The 23,534-nt window shown below is 64.9% G+C and carries 40 protein-coding genes; 34 read left to right on the forward strand and 6 right to left on the reverse strand.

Annotation, left to right across the window (positions count from 1 at the left end; all coding sequences use genetic code 11):
• Window positions 1-28 precede the first annotated feature (28 nt).
• The gene (locus tag C1925_RS04835) at window positions 29-796 is read left to right on the forward strand and encodes a hypothetical protein (RefSeq protein ID WP_159097481.1); all 768 of its coding nucleotides are present in this window, start codon (window positions 29-31) and stop codon (window positions 794-796) included.
• A 137-nt stretch (window positions 797-933) separates the two neighbouring features.
• Here C1925_RS04835 and C1925_RS04840 read toward each other — a convergent pair whose 3' ends face one another.
• From C1925_RS04840 to C1925_RS04865, 6 genes are all read right to left on the reverse strand, one after another.
• Window positions 934-1,176 carry a hypothetical protein gene (locus C1925_RS04840; protein ID WP_108767908.1) on the reverse strand — a complete coding sequence of 81 codons (243 nt, stop codon included), beginning with the start codon at window positions 1,174-1,176 and terminating at the stop codon, window positions 934-936.
• Entirely contained in the window at window positions 1,176-1,400 is a 225-nt protein-coding gene (locus C1925_RS04845) for a hypothetical protein (protein WP_108767909.1), read from the reverse strand. The genes C1925_RS04840 and C1925_RS04845 overlap by 1 nt, the downstream gene beginning before the upstream one ends.
• Window positions 1,397-1,618 (reverse strand): hypothetical protein, encoded by a 222-nt coding sequence (locus C1925_RS04850; protein WP_108767910.1) that lies wholly within the window; start codon window positions 1,616-1,618, stop codon window positions 1,397-1,399. The genes C1925_RS04845 and C1925_RS04850 overlap by 4 nt, the downstream gene beginning before the upstream one ends.
• A complete protein-coding gene (locus C1925_RS04855; RefSeq protein ID WP_108767911.1) occupies window positions 1,615-1,839 on the reverse strand; it encodes a hypothetical protein in 225 nt (74 codons plus the stop codon). Before C1925_RS04855 ends, C1925_RS04850 begins: the two co-directional genes overlap by 4 nt.
• 151 nt (window positions 1,840-1,990) lie before the next feature.
• Window positions 1,991-2,332, reverse strand: a complete 342-nt coding sequence (locus C1925_RS21270; protein ID WP_254051387.1) for a hypothetical protein — start codon at window positions 2,330-2,332, stop codon at window positions 1,991-1,993.
• Window positions 2,274-2,771, reverse strand: a complete 498-nt coding sequence (locus C1925_RS04865) for a helix-turn-helix transcriptional regulator (RefSeq protein WP_108767912.1) — start codon at window positions 2,769-2,771, stop codon at window positions 2,274-2,276. The genes C1925_RS21270 and C1925_RS04865 overlap by 59 nt, the downstream gene beginning before the upstream one ends.
• A gap of 81 nt (window positions 2,772-2,852) precedes the next feature.
• On the opposite strand from C1925_RS04865, the gene C1925_RS04870 reads away from it, so the two are divergent.
• The 33 genes from C1925_RS04870 (at window position 2,853) to C1925_RS20900 (ending at window position 23,483) form a co-directional block, all read left to right on the forward strand.
• Window positions 2,853-3,284, forward strand: a complete 432-nt coding sequence (locus C1925_RS04870) for a Cro/CI family transcriptional regulator (RefSeq protein WP_108767913.1) — start codon at window positions 2,853-2,855, stop codon at window positions 3,282-3,284.
• A 110-nt stretch (window positions 3,285-3,394) separates the two neighbouring features.
• A complete protein-coding gene (locus C1925_RS04875; protein WP_108767914.1) occupies window positions 3,395-3,925 on the forward strand; it encodes a phage regulatory CII family protein in 531 nt (176 codons plus the stop codon).
• The gene (locus C1925_RS04880; RefSeq protein WP_108767915.1) at window positions 3,922-4,233 is read left to right on the forward strand and encodes a winged helix-turn-helix domain-containing protein; all 312 of its coding nucleotides are present in this window, start codon (window positions 3,922-3,924) and stop codon (window positions 4,231-4,233) included. The genes C1925_RS04875 and C1925_RS04880 overlap by 4 nt, the downstream gene beginning before the upstream one ends.
• Before the next feature lies 1 nt (window position 4,234).
• Window positions 4,235-5,128, forward strand: coding sequence for a helix-turn-helix domain-containing protein (locus C1925_RS04885; RefSeq protein WP_108767916.1), 894 nt, complete (start codon window positions 4,235-4,237; stop codon window positions 5,126-5,128).
• Window positions 5,118-5,789 (forward strand): hypothetical protein, encoded by a 672-nt coding sequence (locus C1925_RS04890; RefSeq protein WP_108767917.1) that lies wholly within the window; start codon window positions 5,118-5,120, stop codon window positions 5,787-5,789. The genes C1925_RS04885 and C1925_RS04890 overlap by 11 nt, the downstream gene beginning before the upstream one ends.
• Window positions 5,786-5,980 (forward strand): hypothetical protein, encoded by a 195-nt coding sequence (locus C1925_RS04895; RefSeq protein ID WP_108762330.1) that lies wholly within the window; start codon window positions 5,786-5,788, stop codon window positions 5,978-5,980. The genes C1925_RS04890 and C1925_RS04895 overlap by 4 nt, the downstream gene beginning before the upstream one ends.
• A complete protein-coding gene (locus tag C1925_RS04900; protein ID WP_108767918.1) occupies window positions 5,980-6,348 on the forward strand; it encodes a Ref family recombination enhancement nuclease in 369 nt (122 codons plus the stop codon). Before C1925_RS04895 ends, C1925_RS04900 begins: the two co-directional genes overlap by 1 nt.
• Window positions 6,345-6,854, forward strand: a complete 510-nt coding sequence (locus tag C1925_RS04905) for a hypothetical protein (protein WP_108767919.1) — start codon at window positions 6,345-6,347, stop codon at window positions 6,852-6,854. The genes C1925_RS04900 and C1925_RS04905 overlap by 4 nt, the downstream gene beginning before the upstream one ends.
• Before the next feature lie 334 nt (window positions 6,855-7,188).
• The gene (locus tag C1925_RS04915) at window positions 7,189-7,503 is read left to right on the forward strand and encodes a hypothetical protein (protein ID WP_108767921.1); all 315 of its coding nucleotides are present in this window, start codon (window positions 7,189-7,191) and stop codon (window positions 7,501-7,503) included.
• Entirely contained in the window at window positions 7,496-7,879 is a 384-nt protein-coding gene (locus C1925_RS04920; RefSeq protein ID WP_254051388.1) for a hypothetical protein, read from the forward strand. Before C1925_RS04915 ends, C1925_RS04920 begins: the two co-directional genes overlap by 8 nt.
• 39 nt (window positions 7,880-7,918) lie before the next feature.
• A complete protein-coding gene (locus C1925_RS20890) occupies window positions 7,919-8,110 on the forward strand; it encodes a hypothetical protein (protein WP_159097483.1) in 192 nt (63 codons plus the stop codon).
• Window positions 8,107-8,805, forward strand: coding sequence for a hypothetical protein (locus C1925_RS04925; RefSeq protein ID WP_108767923.1), 699 nt, complete (start codon window positions 8,107-8,109; stop codon window positions 8,803-8,805). Before C1925_RS20890 ends, C1925_RS04925 begins: the two co-directional genes overlap by 4 nt.
• A 188-nt stretch (window positions 8,806-8,993) precedes the next feature.
• Complete coding sequence (locus C1925_RS04930; RefSeq protein ID WP_108767924.1) at window positions 8,994-9,191, forward strand: hypothetical protein; 198 nt, start codon at window positions 8,994-8,996, stop codon at window positions 9,189-9,191.
• Window positions 9,188-9,652, forward strand: coding sequence for a lysozyme (locus C1925_RS04935; RefSeq protein ID WP_108767925.1), 465 nt, complete (start codon window positions 9,188-9,190; stop codon window positions 9,650-9,652). Before C1925_RS04930 ends, C1925_RS04935 begins: the two co-directional genes overlap by 4 nt.
• Window positions 9,649-10,116, forward strand: a complete 468-nt coding sequence (locus C1925_RS04940; RefSeq protein ID WP_108767926.1) for a lysis system i-spanin subunit Rz — start codon at window positions 9,649-9,651, stop codon at window positions 10,114-10,116. Before C1925_RS04935 ends, C1925_RS04940 begins: the two co-directional genes overlap by 4 nt.
• Complete coding sequence (locus C1925_RS04945) at window positions 10,106-10,318, forward strand: hypothetical protein (protein ID WP_108767927.1); 213 nt, start codon at window positions 10,106-10,108, stop codon at window positions 10,316-10,318. The genes C1925_RS04940 and C1925_RS04945 overlap by 11 nt, the downstream gene beginning before the upstream one ends.
• 38 nt (window positions 10,319-10,356) lie before the next feature.
• Window positions 10,357-10,656 (forward strand): HNH endonuclease signature motif containing protein, encoded by a 300-nt coding sequence (locus C1925_RS04950; RefSeq protein ID WP_254051389.1) that lies wholly within the window; start codon window positions 10,357-10,359, stop codon window positions 10,654-10,656.
• 152 nt (window positions 10,657-10,808) lie between these two features.
• Window positions 10,809-11,246 carry a hypothetical protein gene (locus C1925_RS20895; protein WP_159097484.1) on the forward strand — a complete coding sequence of 146 codons (438 nt, stop codon included), beginning with the start codon at window positions 10,809-10,811 and terminating at the stop codon, window positions 11,244-11,246.
• A 1-nt stretch (window position 11,247) separates the two neighbouring features.
• Entirely contained in the window at window positions 11,248-12,948 is a 1,701-nt protein-coding gene (locus C1925_RS04960) for a terminase large subunit (protein ID WP_108767930.1), read from the forward strand.
• An 8-nt stretch (window positions 12,949-12,956) separates the two neighbouring features.
• Window positions 12,957-14,231, forward strand: coding sequence for a phage portal protein (locus C1925_RS04965; RefSeq protein WP_108767931.1), 1,275 nt, complete (start codon window positions 12,957-12,959; stop codon window positions 14,229-14,231).
• Complete coding sequence (locus tag C1925_RS04970; protein WP_108767932.1) at window positions 14,209-15,051, forward strand: head maturation protease, ClpP-related; 843 nt, start codon at window positions 14,209-14,211, stop codon at window positions 15,049-15,051. The genes C1925_RS04965 and C1925_RS04970 overlap by 23 nt, the downstream gene beginning before the upstream one ends.
• Window positions 15,052-15,062: 11 nt before the next feature.
• Window positions 15,063-16,307, forward strand: a complete 1,245-nt coding sequence (locus tag C1925_RS04975; RefSeq protein ID WP_108767933.1) for a phage major capsid protein — start codon at window positions 15,063-15,065, stop codon at window positions 16,305-16,307.
• Window positions 16,308-16,372: 65 nt separating this feature from the next.
• Complete coding sequence (locus tag C1925_RS04980) at window positions 16,373-16,888, forward strand: hypothetical protein (protein ID WP_108767934.1); 516 nt, start codon at window positions 16,373-16,375, stop codon at window positions 16,886-16,888.
• A gap of 1 nt (window position 16,889) precedes the next feature.
• Entirely contained in the window at window positions 16,890-17,369 is a 480-nt protein-coding gene (locus C1925_RS04985) for a head-tail connector protein (RefSeq protein ID WP_108767935.1), read from the forward strand.
• Window positions 17,366-17,701 (forward strand): phage head closure protein, encoded by a 336-nt coding sequence (locus tag C1925_RS04990; protein ID WP_108767936.1) that lies wholly within the window; start codon window positions 17,366-17,368, stop codon window positions 17,699-17,701. The genes C1925_RS04985 and C1925_RS04990 overlap by 4 nt, the downstream gene beginning before the upstream one ends.
• Window positions 17,694-18,197, forward strand: coding sequence for an HK97-gp10 family putative phage morphogenesis protein (locus C1925_RS04995; RefSeq protein WP_108767937.1), 504 nt, complete (start codon window positions 17,694-17,696; stop codon window positions 18,195-18,197). The genes C1925_RS04990 and C1925_RS04995 overlap by 8 nt, the downstream gene beginning before the upstream one ends.
• Entirely contained in the window at window positions 18,194-18,556 is a 363-nt protein-coding gene (locus C1925_RS05000; protein WP_108767938.1) for a DUF3168 domain-containing protein, read from the forward strand. The genes C1925_RS04995 and C1925_RS05000 overlap by 4 nt, the downstream gene beginning before the upstream one ends.
• Before the next feature lie 78 nt (window positions 18,557-18,634).
• Window positions 18,635-19,114 carry a phage tail tube protein gene (locus C1925_RS05005; RefSeq protein ID WP_108767939.1) on the forward strand — a complete coding sequence of 160 codons (480 nt, stop codon included), beginning with the start codon at window positions 18,635-18,637 and terminating at the stop codon, window positions 19,112-19,114.
• A gap of 127 nt (window positions 19,115-19,241) precedes the next feature.
• Complete coding sequence (locus C1925_RS05010) at window positions 19,242-19,616, forward strand: hypothetical protein (RefSeq protein WP_108767940.1); 375 nt, start codon at window positions 19,242-19,244, stop codon at window positions 19,614-19,616.
• 77 nt (window positions 19,617-19,693) lie between these two features.
• A complete protein-coding gene (locus C1925_RS05015; RefSeq protein WP_108770621.1) occupies window positions 19,694-19,909 on the forward strand; it encodes a hypothetical protein in 216 nt (71 codons plus the stop codon).
• Between the two features lie 3 nt (window positions 19,910-19,912).
• Window positions 19,913-21,880: a hypothetical protein gene (locus tag C1925_RS05020; protein ID WP_108767941.1), complete on the forward strand. Its 1,968-nt coding sequence runs from the start codon at window positions 19,913-19,915 to the stop codon at window positions 21,878-21,880.
• A 22-nt stretch (window positions 21,881-21,902) separates the two neighbouring features.
• Window positions 21,903-22,652: a hypothetical protein gene (locus tag C1925_RS05025; RefSeq protein WP_108767942.1), complete on the forward strand. Its 750-nt coding sequence runs from the start codon at window positions 21,903-21,905 to the stop codon at window positions 22,650-22,652.
• A 33-nt stretch (window positions 22,653-22,685) separates the two neighbouring features.
• Window positions 22,686-23,483, forward strand: a complete 798-nt coding sequence (locus tag C1925_RS20900; RefSeq protein WP_159097485.1) for a hypothetical protein — start codon at window positions 22,686-22,688, stop codon at window positions 23,481-23,483.
• Window positions 23,484-23,534: the final 51 nt, after the last annotated feature.

The raw sequence follows: 23,534 nt of genomic DNA on the forward strand, positions 1-23,534 counted from the left end.
TGCCGGCTCGCCCTACATGGACCCTCAAATGGAATCGTCGATCCAGAAAGCTAGGTTTTGGAGCAGTCCGGTTGCGGTTGGGCTGTACGGTTTGGCTGCGGGCTGCTTGTTCACTGGCGCCTTCTTCTGGACCCCGCAGACCCGAGCTGCGGATGCCGCCGCGTGGGCATCTGCAATCGCTACGAGTGTCGCCGTGATAGTTGCGCTGTACGTTTCCAAACGTCAGATTGACGTTGCCAAAGATGCAGCCCAGTCCGAGCGAACAACCGCGTTGGAGCTTCAACAGGCAGCACAGAGCGACTTGGTGAATGCCCATAGAAGGAGGGCGATGCGTCTGGCGCACGCATTCAGTCGAGAGCTGGTCCTCGCCCGGCGTGATCTCATGGTGTTCCTGGTAAACATCCGCCCGCCCGTAATGGCGAACCCAAGTCGCTTCATGTTGGAAGTGTTCTTTTCCGAAAAGCCCCTGCCGGACCTGGCGCTCATCGCCAGATTCGCCGATCAGCTCGATGGATTTGAGGACGAGCACGCGTTCGCGATTCTCACGCTCCTTGCGGGCTGGCAGAGCTTCAATCGCTGGCCAGGGATGAATGCAGAGGCTTTCATCAGCTTGGAGGAGGAGCGGCGCTGGAAGATGGCAGACAACCGCTCGGAAGCCGGGCATGAAATTCTCTTGGCGCTTGGGCGCGTAGTGAACCTGCTCGCTCCGTACTACGAGAACCATGCATCGATGTTGGGCTTTGTGATGGAAGAGGTGCCTGACGAGCTTGCCCAGTACTTTCCGAAAGCCCGTTAGCGAAGGTTCCTGCGCTTGGCATGCCGGCGCTGATTGTTCGTAGCGGATGTTCTGCACGCTTCTGCTCCTCAGAGAGTTGCCGGCTTCGTGGAAGTCCCGCCGGCGTGGGAGGCCGGTTGCGCCGGCCGGGCGGTTGCTCAGTGCGTGTCGTCGGCGGGCATTGCCCGGCGGCGGCGCTCGTCGGTGCGGCGCTGCATTTCGACGCGGAAGGCAGGCCAGCCGCGGCGGGCGTCATTCCAGCCGTGCCAGCCGAAGTAGGCGATGCCGGCCAGGGCGATCAGGACGAAGGAGGCGGCGCCGGTGTAGATGGCGCGCGCGAGCAGCGCCATCAGGGCGCCGACGATCACGGCGCAGTAGAAGGGCAGGGCCAGGTGGTGCATTAGGCGTGGCTCCACGCGCGCTGCGGCTTGCGGCGCAGCGACCGCTTCATGCGGCTGATGGCAGCCGCGGCGCTGCCGCCGCGCAGGAAGTCGAGCCGTGCCAGGTCGGCGACGGTATTGGCGAAGTCGGGGCGGTGACCGATGCGCAGGGCGGCGATGCGGACGGCGTCTGCGACGGCGCGGCCGCGCTGCTGCGGGCCTACCAGGATGGCGACGACGCTCATGCCTGCACCTGCAGATGCTTTTCGGCGCGGTCGGCGGCCATGGGCGCGCCGGCTGCCGGGCTGGCGGCCCGGAACAGATCGATGGCGAGCTGGCGAGCGTCGGCGGTGGTGAGCAGCCATGCGCTGTTGCCGAGGTCCACGACGACGTTGTGTTCGTCGGCGGTGACCGGCATGACCTGGCCGGCCGGATGCACGCGAGCGAAGACCCGGGCGCTCATGCCGCGTCCTTGCCGCTCAGGGCGTCGGTGTACTGCTTGGCGGTGGTGCCGCTCATGCGCAGCGCTTGGGCCGCGCGCTGCAGCTCCAGCGCGAGCTGGTCGGCTTCGGCCGGATCGAGGTAGAGCGAGGCAAAGCCGAGCTTTACGGCGACCTTGCCGAGGGCGTCCATGGAGAGGACGGTGGGCGCGATGCTGGCGGCGCCGAGGGACAAGCTGGCCATGTGTGATCTCCTGCGCCCGGCCCCGGGATGGGGCTGCGTTGGGCGACGGGGCTAAGATCACACAATGTGATTATTGATGCAACACGAAACGTGATGTTTGGGCGTGCATTTTCTGAACGGCGGTAGTTCCGTTCAGAAAAAGAGGGTTGGGCTAGTCGAACTGGTTCCGGATCAGCCCAGCGTCTTCGAAGGACACGTCGTCGCGGATGCACTCGCGGGCGCGGTCCAGATTGCGGTGCAGCTCGATTAGGTCGTCATCGCCGAGGTCATCTATCGATGCGTGCCCCAGCGTTGCTTGGTCGATGATGAGTTGAACGCCGAACGGGCTATAGACCTTGGCCAACGTTCGGATCATGCGCAGATGGCTCTCGCGTGCGACAGCATCGAAGTGCGCGGAGCGCTTCCCTCTAGCCGGGCGGGGCGCAGGCTGTTTGTCAGGCGCGGCGCTTATCCGCTCCATCAGCTTGTGCAGCAGCTCGTCCGTTTTGCTCATGTGTTGCAGTTCCCCTGTGTAGATCGCGCTTCTCGCGCCATGCTGCGAAATCCACCAGGTTCCGCTGATCTGCGGGGCGTTCGTCGTTCAAGATCCATTCGTACACATCCGCGAACAGATCAGCATCCGTCTCGATATCGAAGGCCTTGCCGAGTGTTCCGAACGCCTTGGCCAGGAACCGGTGGGTTTCGGCAAGGATTGCAGGAGCGGGTCGCGGGGACTGAGACGCCGGCGCTTCGCCGAACAGGGACGCGATGCTGACGCCTAGGGCGTTGGCCAGTAGCGGCACTTCTGACACCTTGGGCTCGCGCGCGCTGGCCGCTGATGATTCGTAGTTCGCGATACGGCTTTGACCAGACCAGCCGCAGGCGAGCGCCAGTGCTTCCTGGGTCATGCCGGCATTGATCCGGGCGGCGCGGAGGTTGTCAGAGAAGGCCATACCGGGATTCTTCACGGTATGTGATGCGGCGCTAACACGAATTGTGTTGCTTGAAGGATCACGATATGTGATGCTCCTCGCATGGACGCTCTCGACAAAGCCGTAAAAGCCGCTGGTGGCGTGACTTCTCTCGCCGCTGCCCTTGGTGTTCGCCAGAGCGCCGTCAGCAATTGGAAATCCCGGTCCAGCATTCCCGCGGCCCAGGTCCTGGGAATCGAGCGGGCCACGGGAGTTTCCCGGCATGAGCTCTGCCCGGAGATCTTCGGCGCCGCCGCCGACCTTGCTCCGGTCACCAAGCAGCAGCTGCTGGAAAAGCTCGGCCTCAGCACCGACGCCCACTTGGCCATCGTGCTGTCCCTGCCGGTCGAGCAGGTCGCGCTCTGGCCGAGCGCTGGTGCCGTACCCGCGCTGCCGCAAGTTCTGCGTCTGCTCGGCATTGGCGACCAGGCCCCGGTCGCACCGGTCAGCCTCGACCCCGATGCCGACCGCATTGGCCCTGTCGACACCGCCTGAAAGGCCATCCCTGGCCGTCGTCCCTGAGTTGTCTCTGTCCATGGCGCCCATCGTGCGCCGCCCGGGCCCAGCCCGAAACCCTGAAACACAGTCCCTCCCAAGGTGACCCGATGACCTGCCGTACCTCCTCGCTCAACTGGCTCGACAACCTCTACAACTCCGTGCGCGAGACGCCGGGCGGCGTGGAAGCTGCAGCTGCGTACCTGGCCCAGCGCCGGGGCAAGTCGATGCACCCCGAGACGCTGCGCGCGAAGCTGCGCGGTCTGGAGGGTGAGTCGGTGACGCTCCAGATCGCCGAACTGTTGACCGAGTGGATGCAGGAACAGGCCGGCGGCGGTGAGCGCGCGCTGGGCTGGCTGCAGTCGCTGGTAGCGCGCTTCGGCATGGCCGCCGACGTGGTGCCGCCGGCGCCGGAAGGTGGTTGGTCCGACGAGATCGGCGCCATCCAGATGAAGCTTCTGGAGATCACCAGCCGGGTGGGGAAGCTGTCCGGCACGGCCGTGGAGGCCATCGCCGACTCGACCATCACGAACGCTGAGGCCGAGCAGATGATTGCCGAGATCCGCGCACTGCGCACCATGGCCAATCGCCTGGAGCGCAACGTCGCGCGCGCTGCAGCGAAGGGGAGGGCGGCCCGATGACCAGTCTGGCCCGATCCAACGATCCCAACAGCAGCCATGCGGCTGCGGCGGACCTCGTCGCCACCGGCAAGCTGCTGGACCAGCAGACGCGCGCTGCAGCAGCGGTGCGTCGCCACCCTGGCCAGAGCAGCCTGCATCTGGCCGCACTGACCGGCCTTGACCGCCACATGCTCGGCCGTCGCCTGCCGGAGCTGGCCCGCCAGGGGAAGATCTGGCGCGGCCCTGCAGCGCCGTGCGCCACAACGGGCAAGAGCGCCTGCACGTGGTTCCCGGTGGCACCTGGCGAAAACCTGTCGCTGGGGCTCTGACATGTCGACCATCATCATGTCGCAGTGCTGGCCGCTGCAGGGCCTGAGCGTCACGCAGAAGGCTGTGCTGATCTCGCTGGCCGACCAGGCGAACGACGACGGCGTGTGCTGGCCGGCAGTGGGGACCATCGCCACGCGCTGCTGCATGTCGCCGCGCGCTGTGCGCACCGCCATGGATCATCTGGAGGTCGTTGGCCTGCTGACCCGCGCCCATCGGTTCAACAGCAGCACGGTCTACAACGTCACTCCGGCGAACTTCGACACCGCAGCATCGCCGTCCAAGGGCTCTCGCAAGGCGGGTAAATCGGGTGCTGCATCGGACGCAGGTGCTGCGCCCCATGCAGGGGGTGCGCCCGCTGCAGGTGGGGATGCGCCCGCTGCAGGAGGGGATGCACCGGGCGCAGGTCTGGAGGTGCGCCCCGTGCCGCCTAACCGTCATATAACCATCAATGAACCGTCAGGAGAACCGTCATTTCCGGCGGGCCTGTCGGCCGCGCCGCCGGTGGTGGATGCGGAGACCGAGGTGCAGGCAGCATGCCGAGCCACGTGGGTGGCCTATGCCACGGCGTACCGGAACCGTCACGGCGTGGCGCCGGTCCGCAACGCCAAGGTCAACGCCAACGTGAAGCAGCTGGTGCAGCGCCTGGGCCGCGATGAGGCCCCGGCTGTGGCTGGGTGGTTCCTGACCGTCAACGAGCGCTACGTGGTGCAGAACATGCACGACCTGGGCGCGCTGTTGGCGAAGTGCGAGGCCTACCGCACGCAGTGGGCCACCGGCCGGCAGATGACGGCGACCAGCGCCCAGCAGCAGGACCAGACCCAAGCCAACGCCTCTGCCGCCGACGACGCCAAGGCGCTGCTGCGCCGCTTGAAGGGAAACGCCGATGCTCAGTGATGCCGAACAGGACACGCTGGTCGAAATGCTGGTGGCCACGGCCGAGGTGATGGGCGAGCAGATCCGCCCGACCGCTGCGGCCTACATGGTCACCGACTTGGCGGCCTACCCGCTGCGGGTGCTGGCCGAGGCGCTGACGGCGTGCCGCCGCGAGGTAAAGGGCCGGCTGAGCTTGGCCGCGATCATGGAGCGCATCGACGACGGCCATCCGGCCCCGAACGAAGCGTGGGCCGTGGCCATCCGCGCCACTGACGAGGCGGTGACCCTGGTGTGGACCGAGCAGACCCGGGACGCATGGACGGCGGCGCTGCCGCTGGTCGAGGAGGGCGACAAGATCGCAGCCCGGCAGGCGTTCTTGGAGGTGTACGCACGGTTGGTGAAAAGTGCGCGCGCCGTGGGTGGTTGCGCCGTCTACCAGCCGTCGCTAGGCCACGACGCGAGCGCCCGTGCCGCAGCGCTGCAGCTGGCGGTCGACGCCGGTCGCCTTGCGCACCAGCAGGTGGCCGAGCACTTGGCGCTGCCGGCGCCCACGCCCGCGTTCAACCCCTTGGCGCTGCTGGCCGGCCGAGTGGAGGCCAGCCCGGAAGCGAACGAGCGTACCCGGAAGCGGCTGGCGGAGATCGCCGAGCTGTTCGGGTCCGCCCAGGACGCCGCGGCATGAGGCAGGACCACGTCGAACTGGAAGTGCGGCCGGCGTCGGAGCCGGTGGCCGAGGCCGGCTGGTATCTGGCCTATGGCTACGGGATCAAGCCGCTGGTGCTGTACGCGACCCGTGGCATGACCGTGTGGCGTGACGGCATGCGCCAGATCCCGATCACCCGCTATGCCGGCCCTGTGCCGGAGCTGCGCTGATGTGGTCGAAAGCCCCGCCGCCGACCAAGGAAGAAGCGGCCCGCATCGAGTTGGCCAAGACCGGCCCGTGCATGGCGTGCCTGGCGCTGCAGCTGCAGGGTCTGTTGGAGCCGGTGCTGGTGGTCTACGGCTGCGACTACAACCACGCCAAGAGCGGCAACGTGCGGCGCGGCCACATGTGCGGCTACGCGCTCTGCAAATGGCACCACATGCGCTACCCGATGGAGGGGAACACCTTCGCGACGATGCGCCAGATCTACGGCCCGAGCCTTATGGATGGCTCGCGGACCTTCCACGAGACCTACGGCTCGGACGACGAGCTGATTGACCAGCAGACCTACATCAACGAGCTGAGGAAAGCAGCATGATCGATCGAAGCACGAGCTACGCGGGCCAGGTGCGCGCGCTGTTCGAGGCTGCGCCGCAGGCGCGGCTGCAGCTGTGCGAAATGTACGAGAGGGCCAACGCGAGCACCGTGCGGCACCGCGAGCGGATCAGCAGCGCCGCCCGCGATCTGGTTCTGGCCGGCTACCTGGTCAAGGAAGGGAGGGGAAAGAAGGCGGAGTTCAGTGCCACGGGCAAAGGCATGCCCCGTAAGTTCGTGGTCACCGACGAGCAGCGGGAGCAGTGCAGGGCAGACAAGGCCAAGAAGCAGGCGGCCTACCGCGCATCGAAGCGCGTCGGCACCTCCCCACGCGCGCCGGACAAGATGACGATCAACCGTGCGCGGGTGGATCTGCGCGCCGACCTGGCCCCGGCCAAACCGTGGGGCAAGGAGAAGAGCGGGCAGCGGCCGGCCGAGACGGTGGAGCAGTTCCAGGCGCGGGGCGGGCAGGTACAGCGCCTGACGGCCAGCTGGGAGCAGGCAGTATGAAGCCATGCCCCTTTTGCGGTAGCGGCGACGTGGGCGTCCATGAGTTCCTCGACCGCGAAGGCGACCGGCTGTTCGCCGTTGGATGCAGCGGGTGCGGCAGCCACGGAGCCCCGCACATCCCGCTTATGGACGACGCCCGGCCGGCAGCTATCGCGTCATGGGAGCGCCGAGCCCCGGCGATTGAGTGGCGGCCTATTTCCTGGGCGCCACAGGATGGGACACGGCTGATGCTGTGGGACTCGGTGAGCAAACGGCCGGTGTTTGCCAGCTGGCGCGGTGACAACCCGGCGATCACGCACTATGCGGCCGAGCCGGCCGGCCCGGAGGTGGCCTGATGGACGCCATCGAGCAGCGGGCGCGGGAGCTGTTGGCTGCGGAGTTTGAGACTGCTGACTGGCCTGTCGCCGCCGAGAGGCTTAGGGCCGCACTACCGACAAGCTCAATCGTGATGTGGGAAAAGATGAAGCGGGTCAGTTTGAACGCCATCATCGCCGGCCTCACGCCGCCTGAGGGCTACGTGCTGGTCCCGGTAGAGCCGACCGTGGAGATGCTGGGAGAAATTCAGCTGGTCGAGCACTTCACCGGGAACGCGCTGCGTGCGCGGTATGCCGCCATGCTCGCCGCTCGCCCGGAGGTTCCGGGTGCCTGACCGCGCGCTGGAGCTGGTGCTTCCCTGGCCGAGCAAGGATCTGTCGCCGAACGGCCGCCTGCACTGGGCACGAAAGGCAGACGCCGTTCAGTACGCCCGACAGGTGGCGGTGATCGCGGCCATCAACGCCGGATGGAAGGGGGCGCGCCTGCCCGATGGGCGGCTGCACCTGCACGTCACCTTCTACAGGCCCAGCCGCCGGCGAATGGACGACGACAACCTGCTGAGCCGGTTCAAGCCGTCCCGCGATGGGTTAGCTCAGGTGCTGGGGATCGATGACACCCGGTTTATCAGCCATCCGCTGGTGGCCGACGAGGTACGCAAGGGTGGGCAGGTGGTGGTCCGGATCACTGCAGGGCCTGCACCTGGCGGATAGGTCGCGGGCTGTGCGACGCAAGGGGAACAAGCTGGCTGGATGGACCTGACCCGCTATGACGACAAGGCGCTGGAGCTGCTGAGCAGCCTCCAGCAGGAGATAGCCGAAATGCGATGGAACCGGGCGTGGACGGCACCGGACCAGCGCGGGGAGGCCGAGCAGGCGTTGCGCCGATCACGCGCGCTGCGCCGCGAAATCAACCGACGAGATCGATTAAGGGGAAGGGGATGAAAGACGCACGCGAGCTGCTGTCCAGCGGGACGGGGCCGAAGGCAATGAGTTATGACGGCAGCGCTGTGGGGCCGTCCACGCAGGAGATCCTGGCCGCCTTGGCGTTCGTCCAGCACGGGCTTGGGCGCGAACTGCTGGAGGCGCTGTGGTGGCCAGAGAGTGGAGCGCGCCGCCGCGAGCAGCTGCGGCAGGAAGTGATCGGCCTGGTGGCGCCTGAGTTTACGCGCCAGATGCATGCCCTCGCAGATGCCAGGACGAACTTCGGCATCGCCAAGGCAAGCATCGGTTGGGGTGGTGGCCAGACCACCGATGTGCAGCGCCGTGAACTGCGGCGCACGGAGCAGGCCTTGGAAGATGCGCGCGCTGCGGCGTGGCCGAACAACACCATGGAACAGCTTGGCGTGCTGGCGGGAGCCGTCATCGGTGAAATGGTGGATAGCTGCGAATGCCAGGACTGCGAGGGTAAGAGGGTGGTTCGTGATCCGGCAGTTGCTGGGGTGCTGAAATGCCCGCGCTGCGGCGGGAGCGGACGCGAGCCGTTCAGTGGGCGCAAGCGCGGCACGTCCATAGGCGCGGATTGCTCGGCATACAGCCGGTTCTGGCGGCCGGTCTACGAATGGATGCTGGCCAACTTCCGCGCTGCTGAGTCGCGCGCTGCCGCTGAGTTCAGCAAGGCCCTGTCCAGGGCCGCGTGACGATGACTTCCTAGGTCATCGAAAAAGCGGGCATTCTTGCCACCATCCAATCGCAAGCCCCGGCCAGCCGGGGCTTTTTCTTTGCCCGCGTCCCAGCCGGACTAACTCTCGTGCCCAGCCGGCGCTAGGGGCGGGCACCTATCAACCGGGAGGGGCATATGCCGAACCGGACAAGCAACGGGGCCACCATGAAGGACGAAATCATTGGCACTGCCGCGGGTGCTGCAGTGAAGGCTGCGCCGCCGGCAGCGGTGGCCAGCGCGGTTGCCGCAGGTGCGAACCTCGACCGCGTGGTGGTGGTGCTGACGATCATCTACCTGGTCGGTCAGATCAGCTACCTCGGGTGGCGCTGGATCCGCGAGTGGCGGCAGAGGGCTCAGGCATGAAGGCGAAACTGATTGGCGTAAGCGCCGCTGCAGTCATCAGCTTGGCCGCGGCCTCGCTGGTAAAGCCCTGGGAGAACTGGTCGCCCACCCCCTACATCGACATTGTGGGCGTAGCCACGCACTGCTACGGCGACACCAGCCGTGCAGACAAACCGGTCTACACCGAGCAGGAATGCGCAGCGAAGCTGAACAGCCGTCTCGGTGTGTATCTGGCTGGAGTCAGCCAATGCATCAAGGTGCCGCTCGGCGAACGCCAGTGGGCGGCGGTGCTGAGCTGGACCTACAACGTCGGCGTGGCGGCAGCCTGCAACTCGACGCTGGTGCGAAAGATCAACGACGGTCAGCCGACTGCGATCTGGTGCGCCGAACTGGACCGCTGGGTCTACGCGGGTGGCAAGCGCGTGCAGGGGCTGGCCAACCGCCGTGCTGCTGAGCGCGCCATGTGCGAGGACCGGTCATGACGCATCCTGCAGCAGTGCTCGCCGCGTTCGTCCTCTGGTCCGCTGCCATGTTCGGTGCAGGCTGGGCGTGGCGCGGTGATCGTGCCGAGGGCAGCGAGGCCCTGAGCCAGGTGGCAACCGGTAAGCAAGCCTTACAAGTTGAACAGCAGGCCCGCGCGGTCGAACACCAGCAGGCCGACGAAATGGCCGCCATCGGAGCGAAGCATGAAGAAGATCGCACTGCGGCCCAGGCCGTCCCTGCTGCTGTTGTTGCTGACCTGCGCGATGGTCGTCTCCAGCTGCGCGACGACCTCGCCACCTGTAGCACCAGCCTCCTGTCCCAAGCCGTCGCCGGCGCCGTCGAACGTGACCAGGCAGCCCAACTACGAGCAGAGGTTGCGGGCGCTGTTGTTCAAGTCGGACGAGACGCCGACGACCAGGTTCGTGCCTGCCAAGCCGTGATCGAGGTGGATCGTGGGGGATGACCGGCTCGACAAACTGCTGTCTCTAGCAGAGAAACAGCACGCCACCATCGTGGAGCAGGGTAAGCAGATCGCGGAGCTTGGCATGCACGTCGGCCTGCTGGTCCAAGCAGTTGCACAGCTGTTGGGTGAAGAGGCCGGCGTGCCAGTCCAAGACGAGGGGACTGAGCCGCCGCGCCTCGACCTGGACGGGAACCCCTACTGATGGCTCGCCTACGCACGGTCTCTCCGCGCATCAGCGCAGTGTCGACGCGCATCAAGAGCGTGACCCCAGGAAGCTGGCGCGGCACCGAGACGAGCAGCACCAAACGTGGCTACGGATACCGCTGGCAGAAATATCGAGCGAGCTTTCTTGAGGCGCATCCGCTGTGCGTGATGTGTGAAGCGCAGGGACGAGTGGTGGCGGCCTCGGTCGTCGACCACATCACCCCGCATCGGGGCGATCACCGCCTCTTATGGGATCCGAAGAACCACCAGCCGCTCTGCAAGCCTTGCCACGACGGGGCCAAACAGAGGCTCGAGCGGGGCGCTTCGCGAGCGTGAAACCAGCCTGAGCAAGCCGCCTCTGGCGGACGTTCCACGAGGGTTAGTCGTTTCCGTACGGGAGGGGCACCAAAAGTATGGGATCGATTCGGACCTAGACCGCGTCCCCCCGCACGCGTGGAAAAAAATCCCGCAGGAATGGAAATCAGCAAATGGCAGGTGTCAAAGGCAAGAGCGGCGGCGCGCGTAAGAACGCAGGTGGCGCAAGGCCTGGCGCCGGTCGAAAGCCAAAGCTTTCAACGCCCGCGCCGCCTAAGAAATCAGCAAATACGAAGGCCGCCGCGGGGCCGGCCAAGAAGGCCGCTGCGGTAGAGGTCCAGCTGGAGGTCCAGCCGAAAGGCGGTGCCTTGAAGCGCACCAAGGCTGTCGCTGTCGAGCAGGAAGAGACGGACATGCTCACCCTGCTCCAGCGGATCGCCCTTGGCCAGGTCGCGGCTACGGCTATTCAGGTTAAGGCTGCCTCTGCTGCGTTGCCCTATACCCACGCGAAGAAGGGTGAGGGCGGCAAGAAGGAGGAGCGGCAAAAGAAGGCCGAGGCGGTGGCGGGCCGATTCGCCCCCTCTGCGCCACCCCGGCCGAGGATGAACTGATATGGGCGTGCCGCTCTATACGACCGCATGCCCCGACTGGGCCGAGAGGCTGGTGGCCGGACGGTCGATCATCCCGCCACCGATCTATCCCGTTCAGGCCCAGGAGGCGCTGGCGGTATTCAAGCAGCTGCGTATCGTCGATGCGCCCGGCAGCCCGACCTTTGGTGAGGCATGCGAGTCCTGGGTTTTCGACTTCGTCGCGGCCATCTTCGGCGCATACGACGCTGAGACAGGGCGTCGGCTGATTCGCGAAGTGCTGATGCTTATCCCCAAGAAGAACAGCAAGTCCACGCTGGCGGCGGGGATCATGGTGACCGCGCTGATCCTGAACTGGCGCGTGTCGGCTGAGATGATCATCCTGGCGCCTACGGTGGAGATCGCGAACAACGCGTTTGCTCCAGCGCGGGACATGATCAAGGTCGATGACGACCTGTCCGAGCTATTCCATGTGCAGGACCATGTGCGCACCATCACCCATAGAACGATGGGAGCCACCCTGAAGGTGGTTGCCGCAGACAGTGAAACTGTCGGTGGCAAGAAGGCGAGCTGGGTTCTGATCGACGAGGAATGGCTTTTCGGCAAGCGGCCAAATGCTGAGGCGATGTTTCGCGAGGCAGTCGGTGGGTTGGCCTCAAGGCCTGAAGGGATCGTCATCAAACTGACGACTCAGTCCGACGAGCCACCGGCTGGCGTGTTCAGACAGGACCTGCAGCGTATGCGGGACGTGCGCGACGGAAAGATCCTGGATCCCCAGTCGCTGCCCGTGCTGTACGAGCATCCGCCGGAAATGGTCAGCGCAGGTGATCACCTGAAGCTGGAGAACATGCCGCTGGTGAACCCCAATTTCGGGGTCTCTGTGGACTCGGAGTTCCTGCGACGTGAGTACGAGAAGGCCGACCAAGCTGGCGAGCATTCCCTGCGGGGCTTCTTGGCCAAGCATGCCAACGTCGAGGTAGGGCTGAACCTGCGCTCGGACCGCTGGGCCGGAGCTGACTTCTGGCTGCAGCAGGCCAAGCCGGAACGCGTGGCAACACTGGATGACCTGCTACAGCGCTGCGAGGTTGTCACCAGCGGAATCGACGGCGGCGGCCTCGATGATCTTCTGGGTCTGGTTGCTGTCGGACGTGAGCGCGGAACGCGAAAGTGGTTGGCCTGGGCCCACGCATGGGCGCATGAGATCGTTCTGCAGCGCCGCAAGGACATTGTCACCAAGCTTCAAGAGTTTGAGGCGGCAGGCGACCTGACAATTGTGAAGCTGCCGGGACAGGATGTTGACCAGGTCGCTGATGCGATCTGCAAGATGAAAGCAGCAGGACTGATGCCGGAGGAGAACGCCATCGGCGTTGATCCGGCCGGCATCGGTGCGATTGTCGACGAACTGACCACGGAGTCCCGCGGGGTCGATCTAAAGCAGATCGTAGCGGTGTCTCAGGGCTGGAAGCTCAATGGCGCCATCAAGACGACCGAGCGCGCCTTGGCCGGTGGCGACCTGATCCACGCCGGCCAGCCGCTTATGGCGTGGTGCGTTAGCAATGCAAAGGTGGTTCCTGCCGGGAACGCCATCACGATCACCAAGCAGGTCAGCGGCACGGCAAAGATCGACCCGCTGATGGCGCTGTTCAACGCGGTTTCGTTGATGGCACTCAATCCATCTGCTCGTGGCCCCTCCGTGTACGAGAGCCGCGGCATCAGATTCCTATAAGGAACCACATGTCTCGTTTCAACGCCGAAGCCCTGGCGTCTCTGGACCGGTACTGGAACCCGCCAGCGGCCACTGAGTCACCTTCGACGCCTGGCGCGCGCGCTGAGGCCGGTCACTTCTCCGGGATGAATGATCCCGCCCTGCTGGAGTTCATGCGGTCCCGTGGCGGTCATGGCGGTGGCAGCTTCCAGCTACGCAACATGGCGGTGCTGAGGTGCCTGTCTCTGATCTGCGGGACCATCGGCATGCTGCCGCTGAATCTGGTTGAGTCGGGCGGGAAGAAGCGGATTGCGACCGAGCACCCCGCGCACCGTCTGCTCAAGATCAAGCCGAATCCATGGCAGACGCCCTTGGAGTTCAAGCGGCAGATGGAGCTGGCCCGCCAACGGCACGGAGATGGTTACGCGAGAATCATCTGGTCGGCCGGCAGGCCGATCCACTTGATACCGCTGGACTCCCTCGCGGTTCGCGCTGAGCTCGGCGACGACTGGCGGATGATCTACCGGTACAACAGCAAGAAGCGCGGCGAGGTAATCCTCAAGCAGGAGGAAGTGCTTCACATCCGGGATCTGTCCGTGGACGGTGTGACCAGCCTGTCCAGGATGAAACTGGCAGACCGGGCCATCCGCTTGGCACTGGATGCGGAACATGCGGCGAGCCGGATCTTTGAGACCGGCAACATGGCTGGCGGCGCCATCGAGGTGCCGAATGCGCTCAGTGACGTGGCGTATGACCGGATGCGCAACTCCCTGGACACCGAGTATTCCGGTGCCGCTGCCGCGCAGCGCTGGATGCTGCTGGAAGAGAACGCCAAGGCAAACAAGTTCGGCAGCACCGCGCAAGAGGCCCAGCACGTCGAGAACCGCAGCGCGCAGGTGGAGGAAGTGGCCAGGCTGTACGGCGTTCCACGCCCGCTGCTCTTCCTGAGTGACACCAGTTGGGGCACAGGCATCGAGCAGCTGGGGATCTTCTTCCTGCAGTACACGATGTTGGAGCACTTCACCAACTGGGAGCAGGCCGTCGCGCGTTCGCTGATCGCCGAGCGGGACCTGGAACGCTTCCAACCGAAGTTCAATGTGCGGGCGCTGATGCGCGGCACGCTCAAGGATCAGGCGGAGTTCTTCAAGGCCGCTCTCGGCGCGGGCGGCACGGCGCCGTTCCACACGCAGAACGAGGTCCGCGACCTTCTCGACTATCCGGAATCGGATCAGCCCGGGGCCAACGACCTGGTCAACCCCATGACACAGAAGGGAAAGAGCAATGAGCCTTCGGCAGCTGCCTGAAATCCGAGCCGAGCGACGACTCGGCGCCGCCCAGTTCGACATGCGTCCCGACGCCCTGGAGCGCTGGGAGCCCGAAGTACGGGCCGCCGGCAACGACGCGAATAGCATCTCGATCTATGACTCCATCGGCGAGAACTGGGAGGGTACTGGCGTCACCGCCAAGCGGATCAGTGCTGCCCTGCGAGCCATTGGCGATAAAGACGTGATGGTGAACGTCAATTCGCCCGGTGGCGACTTCTTCGAAGGCGTTGCGATCTACAACCTGCTGCGTGAGCACCCCGGCCGTGTGACCGTGCAGGTCATGGGCCTGGCTGCCTCGGCCGCGTCGGTGATCGCGATGGCTGGCGACGAGATCCTGATGGGCGACGGGGCGTTCCTGATGATCCACAACGCTTGGGCAGTGGCCATCGGCAATCGCCACGATATGGCTGACGCAGCAAAGCTGCTGGAGCCGTTCGACGCGGCCATGGCCAAGGTGTACGCCGCCCGCACGGGCATCTCCGAAGCCGAAGCTGCCCGGATGATGGACGAAGAGACGTGGATCGGCGCCGCCCAGGCGGTAGACGATGGCTTTGCCGATGGCCTTCTGGACGGGGCAGCCGCGACCAAGGATGCCAAGCAGGCATCTGGTGGGCGCAAGGCCTTGGCCTTGGTCGAGGCGGCAATGGCGAAGGCTGGGCACTCCCGTTCCATGCGACGCGACACCCTGAAGTCACTGTTCAACGGCAAGCCGAGCGCTGCCGGATCCGCTACGCCGAGCGCTAGCGACAACGAAACCTCGGCCCTGTTGCAGGGCCTTCTCGACAACCTCAGAGCCTAAAGGGCCGACACATGACCAAGATGACCCACGGCCGCATCCCGCGCGGCCTCGTTTCCGTGCACGCCGACGGCGGCAACCAGCCGGACGTCAAAGCGCTGGTGGAGAGCCTGAACAAGGCGTTCGCCGACTTCAAGGCCGAGCACAACAAGCAGCTGGACGAGATCAAGAAGGGCAACGCTGACGCGCTGCAGGCCCTGAAGGTCGACAACATCAACGCCGATATCACCCGCCTGCAGGCGGCCGTGGACCAGGCCAACACCCAGATGGCCGCGTTCCAGATGGGTGGCGGCAGCGCCGGCAGTGGTGTTGCCGATGCCGAATACACCGAGTCGTTCCGCGCTCATTTCCGCAAGGGTGAAGTGCAGTCCGCCCTCAACAAGGGCGCCGCCGACGAAGGTGGCTACCTGGCGCCGGTTGAATGGGACCGCTCGATCACCGACCGTCTGGTGATCGTCTCGGACATGCGTCAGCTGGCGAACGTCCAGCCCTGCTCGGGTTCGGGCCTGACCAAGCTCTACAACACCGGGGGCACGTCCTCGGGCTGGGTGGGCGAGGAAGATGCCCGACCGGAGACCGGCACGTCCAAGCTGCGTCCCCTCGGTTTCGGCTGGGGCGAGATCTATGCCAATCCGGCCGCGACCCAGCAGCTGCTGGATGATGCCGAGATCGACCTGGAGGCCTGGCTGGCCGGCGAAGTGGAGCTGGAGTTTGCCCGCCAGGAAGGTGATGCCTTCTTCTCGGGCAACGGAGTCAACAAGCCGTTCGGCATCCTGACCTACGTGGAAGGCGGCGCCAACTCGGCCAAGCATCCGTTCGGCGCCATCAAGGCTGTGAACAGCGGCGTCGCTGCGGGCATCAACGGTGACAGCATCCTGGACCTGGTCTACGACCTGCCGTCCGCATTCACCGCCAGCGCCAGGTTCGCGATGAACCGAAAGTCGCAGGGCATGGTCCGCAAGCTGAAAGACGCGCAGGGCAACTACCTGTGGCAGCCGTCGCTGGTGGCGGGTCAGCCGTCCACCCTGGCTGGTTTCGCGCTGCAGGACGTGGCTGCCATCCCGGATGTGGCCGCGAACGCGACCGCGGTGCTGTTCGGCGACTTCAAGCAGACCTACACCGTGTACGACCGCAAGGGCGTGCGGGTGCTGCGCGATCCGTACACCAACAAGCCGTACGTGATGTTCTACACCACCAAGCGCGTGGGCGGCGGTGTGCACAACCCCGAGCCGATGCGCGCCCTCAAGATCGCCGAGTAATCGGGCCTACAGCGACCGGGCGGCATAGCGCCGCCCGGTTTCCATTTTTTGATCTGGGAGCCGCAATGGCCAAATTCATCAAGCCCTTCCGTGGAGTGCCGGAAGGCGAGATCTACCCTGTCCAGTTCGTTGCCGGTGAATCGTGCCCGCCCGAGCTGGAAGCCGGTGCGCTGTCCGTCGGCGCGATTACGCTGAGCCCGGCGCCTGCGACGATCCTCTTGGGATCGGATCTGCAGCCTGCAAAGTTCCATTTCGAAGAGGGTGTCGAGGTCCTGCTTGGCGAAGTGGTTGAGCTCGCGCATGGCGCCTCGGGCCTTTCTGCCGCGGACTGGAACGCTCTGAGTGTGGCCACGCGCGAATCGGCAATCGCCGAAGTGGTGCAGCGCCTTTCGGCGGAGGCGGACGAGAAGAAGGCCACTGCCGCTGGTGCGACCGTCGCTCCAGCGGCGGGCGCTGATGAGACGCCGACCGGCGACAAGGCTGCTCTGATCGTGAAGCTGGAAGCGGCGAGCATCCCCTTCGACAAGCGCTGGGGCGTGGAGAAGTTGGCTGCTGCACTGGCCGAGGGCAAGAAGGACTGATATGGCCATCGTCTCTATCGCACAGGCCCGCTCGCATGTGCGGGTGGAGGCGGACTATCCGGTGGAGCAGTTGGAGGATGCTATTGCCGGCGCAATCGACGCCGCGCAGGCGTACCTCAATCGCAAAGTCTACGAGAGTGCCGATCTCCTGGCAGCTGCGAGGGCGCTGTACCCGGCATCAGTGAGGGAAGCAACTGTTGCCAGGAATCAGGCCCTGGCCGATGCGGTTTTCATCGAAAGCGACGAGGAGCGCGCCGCGACCATTCGGATTGCGAAAGTTGCCTATCAGGAGGCCGTGCAGGCCGCTGAGGCAAGCGTCCACGGGGCGGTCGTCAACCCCAGCATTGTCTCGGCGGTGTTGCTCACTATCGGCCATCTGTACGCGAATCGGTCAGACGTGGTCGTTGGATCTACGGCGGTGGAGCTTCCCCTGGGCGCCAGGAGTCTCCTGCGCCCTTATCGAAGGGTGATGATGCCATGACGCTTCAAGATGGGGACCTGCAGCATCGCATCCGGTTTGAGCGCAAGACCGTGACGCGCGACCAGCTGGGCGGTCCGGACAAAGCGACATGGGTTGAGGTCGTGTCCATCTGGGCGAAGGCGATCAACAACCTTGCAGCGACAACGGAGGCTGTGGCTGCAGGTGCGGAGCGCTATAGGGAGCAGGTGCGGTTCGATATCCGGCCGAGAAACGTTGATCCGCAGTGGCGAATCGTATTCCGGGGTCGGAACTTCGACATCAAGAGTATCGCCCCTAGCAATGACGGCAGTGAGATGGCGATCATCGCCGTGGCGGGGTTGACCAATGGCTGAGCAAGTAACTATCAGCGGTCTGGAGGGGCTCTTGCGCTCGCTACGCGAGGCACCCAAGGCAATCCAAGGCCGGGCCGTGCAATCCGGAATGCGCAAGGGCGGAAACATCATCAGGGATGACGCAAGGCGCAGGGCACCGAGAGCATCGGGGTTCATGGCCTCGCAGATCGTCACCCGCCGGGCCAATGCCAAGACGCGGCACCGAGCCGGCGTCGGGCAGGGCGGAGAGTATTTCACCATTGGGGTGAAGACTGGCCGCCGTCGCAAGTTCGCCAACACCAAACGAAACCGGCGTAAGGGCCGCGCTGGGAAGGTCTACCAGGAAACGGGGTGGGCTTACTACTGGCGCTTTGTTGAGTTTGGGACGAAGAAGATGCGGGCCTCGCCGTTCTTGACGCCCGCTGGCGAATCCAAGGGCCCGGAGGCTGCACAGGTGGTCATCGACGAGACGTGGTCGGCACTCGAAAAGCAACTGATGAAGGATGGCTGGCGATGATGGTTCCTCTGGTTCAATCGCTGCTGCAGGGTGCTGAAGAGGTCCGGCGGCTTCTCGGCGATCCCGTCAGGCTATGGCCTGGCAGTGCGCCCGAAGATACGGAGCTTCCCTACGCGACGTGGAATGTGGTCGGCGGCTCACCCACTGCGATGCTGTCCGAAGCGCCACCGGCCGACGGATGGCGTGTCCGGCTGACCGTATGGGGTGACAGCCTCAGTCAGGCCAACGGCGTGGCCGTTGCCATTCGCGACGTGGTCGAGCGCGTGGGCAGCATCGAGTCGTACAACCCGACGCCCGATAGCGATGACACCGACGCGATGGGCATTTCCTTCGACGTGCGTCTGCTGCAGCTGCGCTGATCCACGCAATAGCAACCCAGCGGCCCCGCAAGGGGCCTTTTTCATGCCCGGCGACGGGCGCATCACAAGGAAATCCCTATGGGACAGGTAATCAAGTCGAAGCATTCGCAGCTGTTCGTCGCCATCGCCCTGACCGAGGTCATAAAGGTGACCCGTCTGCGCTCGGTCGGCTTCCCCGATGGCCAGGCGTCGGAGATCGATATTTCCGACTACGACGATGACTGGGATCAGTTCGTTGCTGGCCGCAAGCAGACCGGCAGCACCAGCATCGAGATCATCTACGACAGCGTCGATCACGAGAAGATCGAGAAGCTGCATGAGACCGGCGCGAACGTGAACTGGCTGGTGACGGCACCTCTGAGTGAGACGGAGGGCGTCGCCAAGCCGGTGGCGGTGGCCGGCAAGATCACGCCGCCGACCACGGTGCTCTCCAAGCAGTTCGATGGGTTCGTGCAGAACTTCGCGGTGACCAGCCAGGACAACGATGTCTGGAAGGCAACGATCACCATCCGTGGTTCGGGTGCGGTCAAGACCAACCGGCCCGCCGCCGGCCCGTAAGTGTCGGCAACGGCTTGCAAACGAATGGCCCGCTGCGGCGGGCCATTTCTCTGACGGGGCGCGCGGAAACTCCGTGTGTTAGCCGTGCGCGGCCCGCGCGTCCTGTCGCCATTCAAGGAAACGGCCAATGAGCAAGACCAACGAAACCACCGAAGCCCAGCCGGAGCAGCGCACCAGCATTCTGCAATCGTTCACCAGCTTGGGAATGTTCGCCTCCAAGGACGTGCATGCAGACACGATCACCTTGCCCAACGGCAACAAGGCCCAGTTCCACGTGCGCGAACTGCCGGATGCCGAGTTCCGAAAGCTGTGGGGTGAAGCGGATCGCGCCAAGCTGATCGCAGCAACCATCTGCGACGAGGACGGCAAGCCCGTCATGGACGAGGCGCAGGCCGCCCAGCTCAAGCCGCTGGTGGCTGCGGAGCTGCAGCGCGTGGCCATGAAGCACTCCGGGTTCGGTGACGAGGCCGCCCAGGCCCAGGCAGACGCGGGAAACGGATAAGGCAGCGTGGCGAGGACTGGTTCTGGAGAGTCCTCGCCTGGCACCTGCGTCGCACGGTGTCAGACCTGCAGGCGACCATGTCCCGGCGCGAGTTTCTGGAGTGGTGGGAGTTCCACAAGCGGAACCCCATCGACCCCGTCAGCCTCCATCTCAAGCCCGCTGCCTTCGCCGCGTACATCACTGCATCGCATAGCCAGGCCGGCACCAAGCGAGATTTCCAGCATTACCTGGATGCGCTGGTGCCGCGTTCCGACGATGACGAGGCGCATGACTGGTTTGAATCACTTGGATGATCCATGGCCGAAACCTTCGGGCGCTTCTCGGCGCTCCCCATTGGCCCTCTGCTCGCTGCGCGCGACGGGGGCCTGACACTCGCCACGACAGCCGCCGCCAACGGCGCCAGGTGCGCGCGGTCCGACTTCGCGCTGGGTAGCGGCACGGTAGGGGTGGAGTTCGCCGTGTGGGGCGATGACGCGCTCGCCGCGGTCGTGGGGTTTGTAACCCCGGCCGCATCGCTCAGCCAGTCGCCGGGTTCCAACGCCAACGGCATTGGCTGGGAGCTGGCTACCGGGCGCCTGCTGCAGGGTATCGGCGCCATCGCCACCGGCCTGCCTGCCGTACTTCATGGCGATATCGTCGGGCTGCGCATCGCTTTCGGTAGCCCGTCGCGCCTGCAGCTGTACGTTAACGGCGCAATGGTCCACCAGCGCGATCTATTGCTCAGCGGTCCGTTGCACTTCGCTGCGGGGTTGGCCGCCACCAAGGCCGGGGGCTTGTGCGTGGCGGTGAACGCTGGCCAGTGGGCACCGCGAAGCGAGGCAGCAGCTGCCGGCTGGCGGCTGGATGCTGTGACCGTCGCCCCAATCCGGCTGGCCGACGCTGATTGGCTCAGTGCGCCGGGCGACAGCCCTGCCAACGCACGATTTGAGGGGCTGATTGCCGAGGGCGTCAACCTGGTGCAGGAGCTGAGCTTCTGGCCTTGGGGTGGCGACCCGGTGTCGCAGACGGCCGCGGCACAGTGCGTCGTTGCCGACGCAGAGGGGCTTCTGGACGCCATGGCGCTGTCGGGTGCCTCGGGCGAGCCGGTGCGGATCCTGATGGTGGATGAATCGGGGATGCTGGCCGACGCGGCGCCGGTGTTCCGCTGCGCGATCGATCAGATCGAGATCAACGACGACGGCAGCAAGACCTTGCACCTGCGGGATGCCCACGACTACCTGGGGCTGACCTTGAACCGCGGGGTATTCCTCCCCAACGTCGAGTCGCTGGCCTGGAAGCCTCAGCCGGTGGTGATCGGCGCCGTGGCCAGTGTTCCGGCGGCAGGCGGCAACTCGGACGCTACGGCGATGTTCGTCGCGGATGGGCGCGTCTACCTCGACGCGGTGATGGACCGTGGCGACCAGATGGAGGCGGGCACGTTCAGCGTATCGCCGGATGGCCAGCAGCTTCTGATGAAGTCGCCGCCGGTAATGCCGGTGGTGGTAGACATGTCCAGCATCGGGCCCGCCATGGCACCGGCCACGCTCGCTGCTGCTGTCGCGGATGTGATGGGCCGCCTAGGGAGTGGGGCATGGTCTCTGGCCGATTGCCAGGCGGTGGATGCTGCCACCGGCTATGCCGGGATCGGCTACTACGCAGGCTCGGCGGTCACCGGCCGCGACGCGTTAAACGCGATGCTCCCGAGCTTCGGCACTGGCTGCTATCAGGACGCAACCGGTGTGCTGCGGTTTGTCCGCGTTGTGGCGCCAGAGGCGTTCACCGGCCCGATGGCGTTTGAGCTGTCTGAGGCGGACATGGCAACGGACCTGGTTGGCGTCCCCGATGATGCCCCGAACCTGACGCGGCGGATGGCCTATCGCCCCAATGCCCAGGCGTTAGGGACGTCGGACCTGGTCACCGACGTGGTTGACGTGCCGCAGGCGCGGCGCGACGAGTTGACCGCCCTGTACCGAGGGCAGGTGTACGCGGCCGGTCCGTTGGACGCGCACTACCGCAGGGCCGATGCGGCCGACCCGGTCATATCGCTGTTCTGGCGTTCTCTCGATGCCCAGGCCGAGATCGATCGGGTGGTGGGCATCTACCGGCAGCAGCGCTTCTTCTACCAGTTCACCGTGCGCGGTGACCAGCAGTTGGCGCCGCTGCCTGGACAGGTCGGCCGCCTGACGTACGGCCGATACGGCTTGGCCGACGGCAAGCCGGTGCTGGTGCGCCGCGTGGAGCGGAACCCTGCCACGGGTGATGTGGTGATGACGGTGTGGGGGTAGCAGCGTGCTTATTGGATTTGGAATGCCGGCGGTTACGACTGCCACCCTCACCGGCGGAACCTGGCTCACGTCCGATCAGGGCTCGGCGCTGTTCGACGGTAAGCCGGGGCGCGCATCGCGCATCCGGCGCTCCGGCTCCCTCGCGATCACGGTCACGCTAGCGCAGGCCATCGTGCCGGGCATCGTGGCTGTCCTCGGCTTGAGCGTGCCGGCCGGCGTGCAGGTGCGTGCCGCCGGCGCAGTCGGTACGACCATCAAGCTACCGGATGGCAGTGTCTGCGCCTGGCTCTTTCCTCAAGGAACAGCGGCGGTGTCGGTGGTGTCGGTCGAGATCGTCTCGACGGACACTAACGTCGACATAGGGGAGATCGCAATCTTCCGCGCGGTCGATGTTGGAATCAGCGACGGCTGGGGCGTGGTGCTGGTCGACAGCAGCGCCCACATCAGGACCAAGGGCGGGCAGTTGAACACGGTGGATGGTGCGCTGTATCGGCGCATGACGTGCAACCTGTCCGGAAGGGCTACCGAGATTGTCCGCGCCGCCGGTCTGGCTGGTGGTGTGGACTGGGAGACTGTCGCTGCGGCGATGGCCGGGCGTCGTCGGTCGTGCGTGGTTCCCCAGTACAGGGACATTGCTACGAAGGCGTTCAACCCAGCGTTGGCTGCGCGTTCGGCCATCTATGGCTACCCGACACAGCTGCCGAGCGCCGAGAACATCAGCCGGAACTACTTCTCCGGTACGATGGAATTTGAAGAAGTACCGGCAGGATGATGGAATGACGGCACTTTTCATCAAGGACGGTTCATGAACAAGTACCGCATCCCCCTCCTCATTGCGTGTGCCCTCGCGCCAGTGGATCCTCTACTAGCCCAGGAAAGCACATTGCAGCCTATCTGGAAGCGCGCACAGAGTCAGAACGAAGGTCCAGCGCCCTACACGGGGAAATACTGCGACTACCAGTCGTTTAGCGGTTTGGAATTCACATTTTCCAGCGATGATATCTATCGAAAATACGGGTTCCAGCACTTTTCAAACACCGTGAATGGATTTGAGAGTATTCCATTTGATGAATACGCGGGGAAGAAGGGTAAGATCGGCCCGGATGCAGGAACCCGCTCCAGGGCGGTGCTGGTTGAGGACTGCTCATCCGTCTATCTGCGAAACGCCGGAGAGATAGAAGCGGAGGATGCAAAGGCTTTCGGCATCGAGTTCGCCGTCGCGCCAGCGACAGATTGGGCGGTAGTGAATGAAACCGATCGGATGACGGACGCCAAGTCCTGCCATGTGACCCCTAGAACCGATCGCATGCCATATCCGATGTTCTTCTATCACTCAAAAGAAGGTTTTTCGGTAGGAGTAGTTGGTGGTGATTTTCCTGGCAAAAGCACAACGTTCCGCGTGGACAAGAATCGGGCAATTTCAGAGGTCGATGGTCTTAGCGGCAACAGAGCTCAAGCACTTGCCGGACAGATCCGATCCGGAGGGCGAGTCCTGCTAGTAGGCGCCTATCAGTGGCCACACGACTGGGAAGTTATCCGCGAATTTAATCTCGCCGGTTTGGTCGAAAAGCTGAACAGCTGCAAGTCGGCAGTCAGCCGCTAGCTCGTGTAGCGCAGGACCACGCCGCGTTTATCTAAAGCCCGCCTAGTGCGG

This window comes from Stenotrophomonas sp. SAU14A_NAIMI4_5 (genome assembly GCF_003086795.1).
In the GTDB taxonomy this organism is placed as follows: domain Bacteria; phylum Pseudomonadota; class Gammaproteobacteria; order Xanthomonadales; family Xanthomonadaceae; genus Stenotrophomonas.

Excerpts from the sequence above, each read along its gene's own strand:
- C1925_RS04835 (WP_159097481.1), top strand. The coding sequence starts at position 29 with ATGGAATCGTCGATCCAGAAAGCTAGGTTTTGGAGCAGTCCGGTTGCG.
- C1925_RS04840 (WP_108767908.1), bottom strand. The coding sequence starts at position 1,176 with ATGCACCACCTGGCCCTGCCCTTCTACTGCGCCGTGATCGTCGGCGCC.
- C1925_RS04845 (WP_108767909.1), bottom strand. The coding sequence starts at position 1,400 with ATGAGCGTCGTCGCCATCCTGGTAGGCCCGCAGCAGCGCGGCCGCGCC.
- C1925_RS04850 (WP_108767910.1), bottom strand. The coding sequence starts at position 1,618 with ATGAGCGCCCGGGTCTTCGCTCGCGTGCATCCGGCCGGCCAGGTCATG.
- C1925_RS04855 (WP_108767911.1), bottom strand. The coding sequence starts at position 1,839 with ATGGCCAGCTTGTCCCTCGGCGCCGCCAGCATCGCGCCCACCGTCCTC.
- C1925_RS21270 (WP_254051387.1), bottom strand. The coding sequence starts at position 2,332 with ATGAGCAAAACGGACGAGCTGCTGCACAAGCTGATGGAGCGGATAAGC.
- C1925_RS04865 (WP_108767912.1), bottom strand. The coding sequence starts at position 2,771 with ATGGCCTTCTCTGACAACCTCCGCGCCGCCCGGATCAATGCCGGCATG.
- C1925_RS04870 (WP_108767913.1), top strand. The coding sequence starts at position 2,853 with ATGGACGCTCTCGACAAAGCCGTAAAAGCCGCTGGTGGCGTGACTTCT.
- C1925_RS04875 (WP_108767914.1), top strand. The coding sequence starts at position 3,395 with ATGACCTGCCGTACCTCCTCGCTCAACTGGCTCGACAACCTCTACAAC.
- C1925_RS04880 (WP_108767915.1), top strand. The coding sequence starts at position 3,922 with ATGACCAGTCTGGCCCGATCCAACGATCCCAACAGCAGCCATGCGGCT.
- C1925_RS04885 (WP_108767916.1), top strand. The coding sequence starts at position 4,235 with ATGTCGACCATCATCATGTCGCAGTGCTGGCCGCTGCAGGGCCTGAGC.
- C1925_RS04890 (WP_108767917.1), top strand. The coding sequence starts at position 5,118 with ATGCTCAGTGATGCCGAACAGGACACGCTGGTCGAAATGCTGGTGGCC.
- C1925_RS04895 (WP_108762330.1), top strand. The coding sequence starts at position 5,786 with ATGAGGCAGGACCACGTCGAACTGGAAGTGCGGCCGGCGTCGGAGCCG.
- C1925_RS04900 (WP_108767918.1), top strand. The coding sequence starts at position 5,980 with ATGTGGTCGAAAGCCCCGCCGCCGACCAAGGAAGAAGCGGCCCGCATC.
- C1925_RS04905 (WP_108767919.1), top strand. The coding sequence starts at position 6,345 with ATGATCGATCGAAGCACGAGCTACGCGGGCCAGGTGCGCGCGCTGTTC.
- C1925_RS04915 (WP_108767921.1), top strand. The coding sequence starts at position 7,189 with ATGGACGCCATCGAGCAGCGGGCGCGGGAGCTGTTGGCTGCGGAGTTT.
- C1925_RS20890 (WP_159097483.1), top strand. The coding sequence starts at position 7,919 with ATGGACCTGACCCGCTATGACGACAAGGCGCTGGAGCTGCTGAGCAGC.
- C1925_RS04925 (WP_108767923.1), top strand. The coding sequence starts at position 8,107 with ATGAAAGACGCACGCGAGCTGCTGTCCAGCGGGACGGGGCCGAAGGCA.
- C1925_RS04930 (WP_108767924.1), top strand. The coding sequence starts at position 8,994 with ATGAAGGACGAAATCATTGGCACTGCCGCGGGTGCTGCAGTGAAGGCT.
- C1925_RS04935 (WP_108767925.1), top strand. The coding sequence starts at position 9,188 with ATGAAGGCGAAACTGATTGGCGTAAGCGCCGCTGCAGTCATCAGCTTG.
- C1925_RS04940 (WP_108767926.1), top strand. The coding sequence starts at position 9,649 with ATGACGCATCCTGCAGCAGTGCTCGCCGCGTTCGTCCTCTGGTCCGCT.
- C1925_RS20895 (WP_159097484.1), top strand. The coding sequence starts at position 10,809 with ATGGCAGGTGTCAAAGGCAAGAGCGGCGGCGCGCGTAAGAACGCAGGT.
- C1925_RS04960 (WP_108767930.1), top strand. The coding sequence starts at position 11,248 with ATGGGCGTGCCGCTCTATACGACCGCATGCCCCGACTGGGCCGAGAGG.
- C1925_RS04965 (WP_108767931.1), top strand. The coding sequence starts at position 12,957 with ATGTCTCGTTTCAACGCCGAAGCCCTGGCGTCTCTGGACCGGTACTGG.
- C1925_RS04970 (WP_108767932.1), top strand. The coding sequence starts at position 14,209 with ATGAGCCTTCGGCAGCTGCCTGAAATCCGAGCCGAGCGACGACTCGGC.
- C1925_RS04975 (WP_108767933.1), top strand. The coding sequence starts at position 15,063 with ATGACCAAGATGACCCACGGCCGCATCCCGCGCGGCCTCGTTTCCGTG.
- C1925_RS04980 (WP_108767934.1), top strand. The coding sequence starts at position 16,373 with ATGGCCAAATTCATCAAGCCCTTCCGTGGAGTGCCGGAAGGCGAGATC.
- C1925_RS04985 (WP_108767935.1), top strand. The coding sequence starts at position 16,890 with ATGGCCATCGTCTCTATCGCACAGGCCCGCTCGCATGTGCGGGTGGAG.
- C1925_RS04990 (WP_108767936.1), top strand. The coding sequence starts at position 17,366 with ATGACGCTTCAAGATGGGGACCTGCAGCATCGCATCCGGTTTGAGCGC.
- C1925_RS04995 (WP_108767937.1), top strand. The coding sequence starts at position 17,694 with ATGGCTGAGCAAGTAACTATCAGCGGTCTGGAGGGGCTCTTGCGCTCG.
- C1925_RS05000 (WP_108767938.1), top strand. The coding sequence starts at position 18,194 with ATGATGGTTCCTCTGGTTCAATCGCTGCTGCAGGGTGCTGAAGAGGTC.
- C1925_RS05005 (WP_108767939.1), top strand. The coding sequence starts at position 18,635 with ATGGGACAGGTAATCAAGTCGAAGCATTCGCAGCTGTTCGTCGCCATC.
- C1925_RS05010 (WP_108767940.1), top strand. The coding sequence starts at position 19,242 with ATGAGCAAGACCAACGAAACCACCGAAGCCCAGCCGGAGCAGCGCACC.
- C1925_RS05015 (WP_108770621.1), top strand. The coding sequence starts at position 19,694 with ATGTCCCGGCGCGAGTTTCTGGAGTGGTGGGAGTTCCACAAGCGGAAC.
- C1925_RS05020 (WP_108767941.1), top strand. The coding sequence starts at position 19,913 with ATGGCCGAAACCTTCGGGCGCTTCTCGGCGCTCCCCATTGGCCCTCTG.
- C1925_RS05025 (WP_108767942.1), top strand. The coding sequence starts at position 21,903 with ATGCCGGCGGTTACGACTGCCACCCTCACCGGCGGAACCTGGCTCACG.
- C1925_RS20900 (WP_159097485.1), top strand. The coding sequence starts at position 22,686 with ATGAACAAGTACCGCATCCCCCTCCTCATTGCGTGTGCCCTCGCGCCA.